Here is a 5,716-nt window from a genome sequence, read left to right as displayed (position 1 = left end):
TCGCTCACTCTCAGAAAACTGACTGGCTATGTCCGAAGACATAACCAACATGTTTTACTGTGCGAGCACTTTATAACTTGTAAGCTAAAAGACCGAGGTCTTTCGCATCCGCTATCAAGCGCCCACACTTATCGGTTGTTTGTTTGTTAAAGAACTTTCCGCGATTCGCTTTGCTTGCCGCGTCGCCGCGTTTGCTGCAGCAGAGAAACGAGACTATAAAGAATTATCTGCGTTTCATCAATACTTTTTTAATCTTTTCTTGCTCAGGCCAGATTCGCTATGTGCTTTTCTCACCTTTCCAGCTAACCCCCCGCAACCTTCGCCAATCTGCCTTGCAGTTAAGCGTTGTACTGCGGAAGGGGGCGAATACTATGCTGTCGGCACGGCGCTGGCAAGTCTTTTCTGGAAAATTTCGACGGCACGGCGAAAGCGCCTCTCGACGCACAATCGAGCATCAAACCTCGGGGCTGACCAGCTTCCGCTAAAATTCGCGTTTACTCCTCACCTCTTCACAACAGAACACTATGGGATTCGAACAACTTGCTGCCCTGAAAGCGCAGTTGGCGCAACAGGCCAAACCTAAGCCGGCGGTCAAGCCTTCACGCCCCCGCCCATCCGCGCAGGCGGCCCAGTCGAAACCGGTGGATCCTGTTGTACGGAACATCGGGCGGCTTCAGAAGCGCTTCCCCCTCGCCTTCCCCAAGAACCCTGCGCCGAAGAGAGCGTTGAAAGTCGGCATCTTTGACGACCTGCTTGGCTACGCTAGCGAGCTGGGCTTGCAAGAGGCGGAGTTGCGCGAAGCCATCAAGACCTGGTGCCGCGGCACCCGCTACAAGGCATGTCTCACCGAAGGGGCCGCGCGGGTAGATCTCAACGGAGCCGAAGCGGGCTCTGTCACACAAGCGGAAGCGACTCGCTTCAAGAAGTAAGCGGTGGCGGTGGCGCGGCAGATACGGACAGGCATAAGGCTTACCGCACGATTCACTTTGGCTGCCGCTCTTTCCCCTTTCCCTCGCGGCAACGCTCGATCAGCCGCAGCACCGTGGGCGAGCGCTCGTTCTTGCGATGGACCACGGCCAGTTGCGACGCCACGTCGTTGCGGGCCAGCGGCTTGAATACTACGTCGGGCGGCGCGAACGCGCGCATCGAGGCAGGGATCAGCGCCACGCCAAACCCGGCCGCCACCATGCTGATGATGGTGGCCATCTGGGTCGACAAGGCCTCCACGCGCGGCTGGAAGCCGGCATTGCCGCAAATGGCGAGCGTGATGGCGTAGAAGCCGGTACCGTGCTCGGTATGCGTGCAGATAAAGGTCTCGTCGCGCAGCATGGCCACGTCGACGCGTGCGCGGCCAGCCAGCGCATGGGTGGCGTGCAAGGCCACCACGACGGCTTCGGACGCGATGTCGAACAAGGCCAGCCCTTCAGGCAAGGACCGCAGCGGTGGCCGGAGAAAGCCGATATCGAGTTCGCCGCGTGCCACCGCATCGAGCTGGGCCGGCATGTCCATCTCGCGCATGGCGAGCCGCACGGCCGGATGATCCTGGCGAAAACCATAGATGAGCCTTGGCAGCAAGCCCGACAGCGCGGCCGACGCCACATACCCGATGGCAGCGCTGCCGAGATCACCACGGCTGGCGCTTGCTGTGACCAGCCCCGCGTGCTGCACTTGGCGCAGCACGCTCATCGCCTCCTCGTAGAAGACAGCGCCGACCTCCGTCAGCGCAATCCGGCGCTTGCTGCGCGAGAGCAGCGGCGCGCCCGCCTCCTGCTCGATCCACCGGAACTGCTGGCTCAGCGCCGGCTGCGAAATGCCCAGGCGCTCCGCCGCGCGGCCAAAGTGCAGCTCCTCGGCCAGCGCTGTGAAGTATCGGTAGTGTCGGAGTTCGAGGTTCATCGGGATGCTCGGCGTTCAATATAAGCACAGCTTATCAAAAATTAAGCTTTTCGCACTTGAACCTATCGAACCCTACGCCGCATGATGCATGGCCTAGCGGCGACGCCGCGGCACGCATCGGGAGCTAGTCGGGCATGGGATTGGTCAACAAACGGATAGCAAGCTGCGGCGAGGCCATCGCCGACCTGTGCGACGGGGCCACCGTGATGGTGGGCGGCTTCGGCAGCGCAGGCCTGCCCGACGGCCTGATCGCCGCGGTGCTGGCGCATGGCGCGCGGGATCTCACCGTGATCTCCAACAACGCTGGCTACGACGGCGAAGGCGTGGCGAGCCTGATCGAAGCCGGGCGCATGCGCAAGCTGGTGTGCTCCTATCCGCTGACGGCGGGCGCCACGGTGTTCCGCGACGCCTACCGGCGCGGCGAGGTCGAGCTGGAACTGGTGGCGCAAGGCACGCTGGTGGAACGCATCCGCTGCGCCGGGGCCGGGCTGGGCGGGTTCTACTGCCCCATCACGGCCGGGACGATCCTTGCCGAAGGCAAGGACACGCGCGAGATCAACGGCGTACTGCACGTGCTGGAGCTGCCGCTGCATGCGGATTTTGCGCTGATTCGCGGACGTCACGCGGACCGCCTGGGCAACCTGGACTATCACCTGGCAGGCCGCAACTTCAACCCCATCATGGCCACGGCGGCGAGCGTGGTGGTGGCCGAGGTGGATGCCATGGTCGAGGCCGGCGCGATGAACCCCGAACATATCGTGACGCCCGGCATCTTTGTCCACCGCGTCGTCACCGCCAAAGCCAACAGCCAGCAAGCCGGGAGCCAGTCATGAAGCGATGGGACAGGGAGCAGATTGCCCGGCGCGCGGCGCAGGACATCCGGCCAGGCGCCTACGTCAACCTGGGCATCGGCCTGCCGACGCTGGTCGGCGACATGATCCCGCGGGAGCGCGAGGTCTTCCTGCATAGCGAAAACGGCATCCTGCATCTCGGGCCACGCCCGCCACTGGGACAGGAGAACCCGGACTTGATCAATGCCAGCAAGCAGCCGGTGACGCTGCAGCCCGGCGCGGCCATCTTCGATTCCGCGCTGAGCTTCGCGATGATGCGCGGCGGCCACCTGGACCTCGCCATCCTTGGCGCCTACGAAGTGGCGGAGAACGGCGACCTGGCCAACTGGAGCCGCGGCGACCCGAACACGCCGCCCGCGGTGGGCGGCGCCATGGAGCTGGCCTTCGGCGCGCGCGAGGTCTGGGTGCTGATGGAACACACCACGCGCGACGCTCGCCCGCGCCTGTTGCACCGCTGCACGCTGCCTTTGACGGCGCGCGGCGTGGTCAGCCGCATCTATACCGACCTGGCGGTGATGCGCGTCACGCCCGACGGCTTGCTGGTGGAGGCCATGGCCGAGGGCATCACCCTTGGCGAGTTGCAGGCGCTGACCGAGGCGCGGCTGCTAGCCTAGCGCCATCAGCGGATCAGCGGATCAGCGGATCAGCTGACTGGACACCACCCGCTCGATCCACGCGATGAACACCGCGACCACTTCCTCGCGGTTGGTCTCGTTCAACGTCTCATGGCGCGCCCCGCCGAACACGTGGGACGACACATCGGCCTGCCCTGCCGCTGCGGGGGATGGCAGGGATGGCAGGGGTAGCAGTACGCTGCCCGGCGCGTGGCCGGGACGCTCGCCGCGCGGTTACCCCAGCCGCTTGATCACCGCCTCGGCAAACTGCAGGGTCGAAGCCGAGCCTTTGAGGTCGCCGGTCTTCACGTGGTCCTGGTTGAGCGCCAGGTCGATCGCCTGGCGCAGCCGCACCGCCAGGTCCTGGCGGCCCACATGCTCGAGCATCAGGCCGGCCGCCAGCATCAGCGAGATCGGGTTGGCGATGCCCTTGCCGGCGATATCCGGCGCCGAGCCGTGCACCGCCTCGAAGATGGCGGCGGTCTCGCCGATATTGGCGCCCGGCGCCATGCCCAGCCCGCCTACCAGGCCGGCGATCTGGTCGGACAGGATGTCGCCGAACAGGTTAGTACAAAGCAGCATGTCGAACTGCCAGGGATTGAGCACGAGCTGCATGGCGCAGGCATCGACGATGCGATCGTCCATCTCCACGCGGCCCGCATAGTCCTGCGCCACCTCGCGCGCCGCTTCCAGGAAGATGCCGGTCAGCGCCTTCAGGATATTGGCCTTGTGCACCACGGTGATCTTCTTGCGCTGGTTCTTGACCGCGTACTCAAACGCAAAGCGGGCAATGCGCCGGCAGGCGTCGCGCGTATTGGTGCCGGTGGACACGGCCACCGCGTGCGGGTCATCGCCCACAGCGATGTAGTAGTCGTGCGCCACGTAGAAGCCGCCCACGTTCTCGCGCACCAGCACCAGGTCGATATCCTCGAAGCGGCCCGGCACCAGCGTGCGCGCGGGCCGTACGTTGGCGAAGAGGTTGAAGGCTTCGCGCAGCCGCACGTTGACCGAGCGGAAGCCGCCGCCCACCGGCGTGGTCAGCGGGCCCTTGAGCGCCAGGCCGGTGCGGCGGATGCTCTCGAGGGTGGCCTCCGGCAGCGGATCGCCGCCCTGGTCGATGCCCGCCATGCCAGCCTGCTGTACGTCCCAGGAAAACGGCGCGCCCAGCGCGTCCAGCACCTTGACGGTGGCTTGCACCACTTCCGGGCCGATGCCGTCGCCGGGGATCAGGGTGGCGGGGATCTGATTGGGTGCTCGTTGTTCCATATGCGATTCCTCTCGACAGGTTGAATGTCCGCGTTCGCAGAGCATGCAACGCGGGCGCATTTCTGTCTAGCGCGGATCATGCCAGCCCAGCAGGACCGCAGGGCCGGAAGGGAATCTTGTGGAAACGAGCTATAGCCTATGCCGCCTGTCGTCAGGCAGCGCGCTGCAGCGGCAACCGGCTCGCGCCGAACAACGGCGCCGCGCGGTCCGCTGCCAGCCGGATGCGCTCGGCCAGCGCCGCGCTGCTGACCTGGTAGTTCTGGAAGTCTCCCGGGCTGCCATACACGCCGATCGGCAGCGTCAGCGCCTGCAGGAAGCCGAACAGGGGCCGCAGCTGATGCTCCAGCACCAGCGCGTGCCGGTCGCTGCCGCCGGTTGCCGCCAGCAGCACCGGCTTGTCGATCAGCGCGTCCTGCCCGACCAGGTCGAAGAGATGCTTGAAATGGCCGGGATAGGACCCGCGGTAGACCGGCGCCGCCACCACCAGCAGATCGGCGGACTCGATCGCGGCGATCTCGCCTTCAATCTCCGCGGGCAGTTCGGCGCGCGACAGCGCCGCGCCTAGCGGGCGGGCGATATCGCCGAGGTTGACGATCCGGGTCTGCAACAGCAACCTGCCCGCCAGTTCGTCAAGCAACGCCTGCACCAGCGCCAGCGTGCGCGAAGGCTGCTGTGCGCTGCCGTTGACGGCAACCACGTTCAGCGGTGTAGCCATGGGGGAAACCTCCTTTGGATTGAAGGCCGCCCTCGCCATTGTTCACGGCGGCCGCTTGCAAGTTCCTCACCATAACGCAGCCGCACGGTCCGCCGAACGACGAATTTCAACTATGTATAAACGCGTGGCCGCCATGGCGCGCGTGGCGAAATCCTCAGTTGCATAGACGGAATCATTCGTGCCCTGCGGCACGGACGTCTGCCCGATGGACCTGCTGGCCATCGACCTGACCAAGGGCAAGGCCTATATGCGGTTCGATGAATGCTGGTACTGCATGCCTTGCGAGAAGGATTGTCCGACGGGGGCAGTCAGGGTGGAGATTCCTTACCTGCTGCGCGAGCGCTTTTGGTTCGTTGACCTCCTGGGTGTCGATC

The 5,716-nt window shown here is 64.9% G+C and carries 7 protein-coding genes and 1 pseudogene; 4 read left to right on the top strand and 4 right to left on the bottom strand.

Annotated features, from left to right (window positions below; genetic code table 11):
* The first annotated feature begins 524 nt into the window (after window positions 1-524).
* The gene (locus ACYP5B_RS06450; RefSeq protein WP_400102991.1) at window positions 525-929 is read left to right on the top strand and encodes a ProQ/FinO family protein; all 405 of its coding nucleotides are present in this window, start codon (window positions 525-527) and stop codon (window positions 927-929) included.
* Window positions 930-981: 52 nt separating this feature from the next.
* Here ACYP5B_RS06450 and ACYP5B_RS06445 read toward each other — a convergent pair whose 3' ends face one another.
* Window positions 982-1,896, bottom strand: a complete 915-nt coding sequence (locus tag ACYP5B_RS06445) for a LysR family transcriptional regulator (protein WP_318236887.1) — start codon at window positions 1,894-1,896, stop codon at window positions 982-984.
* Between the two features lie 140 nt (window positions 1,897-2,036).
* On the opposite strand from ACYP5B_RS06445, the gene ACYP5B_RS06440 reads away from it, so the two are divergent.
* Both ACYP5B_RS06440 and ACYP5B_RS06435 read left to right on the top strand, forming a co-directional pair.
* Window positions 2,037-2,729, top strand: coding sequence for a 3-oxoacid CoA-transferase subunit A (locus ACYP5B_RS06440; protein ID WP_459569002.1), 693 nt, complete (start codon window positions 2,037-2,039; stop codon window positions 2,727-2,729).
* Entirely contained in the window at window positions 2,726-3,361 is a 636-nt protein-coding gene (locus tag ACYP5B_RS06435; protein WP_400102989.1) for a 3-oxoacid CoA-transferase subunit B, read from the top strand. Before ACYP5B_RS06440 ends, ACYP5B_RS06435 begins: the two co-directional genes overlap by 4 nt.
* Before the next feature lie 21 nt (window positions 3,362-3,382).
* Here ACYP5B_RS06435 and ACYP5B_RS06430 read toward each other — a convergent pair whose 3' ends face one another.
* The 3 genes from ACYP5B_RS06430 to msuE form a co-directional block, all read right to left on the bottom strand.
* Window positions 3,383-3,505, bottom strand: a complete 123-nt coding sequence (locus ACYP5B_RS06430) for a hypothetical protein (RefSeq protein WP_459568999.1) — start codon at window positions 3,503-3,505, stop codon at window positions 3,383-3,385.
* Between the two features lie 90 nt (window positions 3,506-3,595).
* Window positions 3,596-4,627 (bottom strand): isocitrate/isopropylmalate dehydrogenase family protein, encoded by a 1,032-nt coding sequence (locus ACYP5B_RS06425; protein ID WP_318236890.1) that lies wholly within the window; start codon window positions 4,625-4,627, stop codon window positions 3,596-3,598.
* Window positions 4,628-4,778: 151 nt separating this feature from the next.
* A complete protein-coding gene (msuE, locus tag ACYP5B_RS06420) occupies window positions 4,779-5,342 on the bottom strand; it encodes an FMN reductase (RefSeq protein ID WP_318236891.1) in 564 nt (187 codons plus the stop codon).
* A gap of 193 nt (window positions 5,343-5,535) precedes the next feature.
* Between msuE and ACYP5B_RS06415 the strand changes: the two are divergent.
* Window positions 5,536-5,716 (top strand): annotated as a pseudogene (locus tag ACYP5B_RS06415) (4Fe-4S dicluster domain-containing protein); the annotation flags it as partial.

The sequence above is a fragment of the Cupriavidus sp. 8B genome (genome assembly GCF_054589115.1).
This window is presented reverse-complemented; position numbering and strand designations above follow the sequence as displayed.